The organism is Aphanothece microscopica RSMan92 (assembly GCF_046613545.2).
Taxonomy (GTDB): domain Bacteria; phylum Cyanobacteriota; class Cyanobacteriia; order PCC-6307; family Cyanobiaceae; genus NIES-981.
In genome coordinates this window covers 1-429 of record NZ_JBKKKY020000579.1, presented here as the reverse complement: position 1 = coordinate 429, position 429 = coordinate 1, and the positions used below count along the sequence as shown (strand labels likewise).

At 75.3% G+C, this 429-nt stretch carries 1 protein-coding gene; it reads right to left on the bottom strand.

Going from position 1 to position 429, the window contains the following annotated elements; translation table 11 throughout:
- A partial coding sequence (locus tag ACLD7X_RS19140; RefSeq protein WP_425625530.1) for a hypothetical protein occupies positions 1-385 on the bottom strand: 385 nt, incomplete at its 3' end.
- Positions 386-429: the final 44 nt, after the last annotated feature.

Sequence of the window (429 nt, the reverse complement as noted above, 5' to 3'; positions counted from 1 at the left end):
CCTTGTCGCGCATCGGGTCGGGTCCGAAGGCCGCAAGGTTCAGCGCCGCCCCCAGCGCGCCCAGAAGCGCCGCCGTGACCGGCGCCTGCCCCGCCATCACCGCCCCCGTGGCCAGCCCCGCCCCGAACAGCGCCGCGCCAAGGGCCTTGCGCGGAATGGCCGGGCGGCGCGCCACGCTGCGCGCGTCATAGGCGTCCTGCGCGAAGATCCCCTCGCGCGTGAGCCAGGCGCCCAGCAGCATCAGCGCAAAGGCCCCGAGCCCCAGGAACAGGTCGGCCGGCGTGCCCGAGAAGGCATCCCAGGCAAAGACGAAAGGCAGCGCGAACAGCAGGTTCGACCGGAACCCCGCGCGCGTGGGCCGCTTGCCGTCGAAGGGATGGGCCACCGGCGCGGCGGGCTTGTCGCCGCCGCCGGGGCTGAACCTGCCGC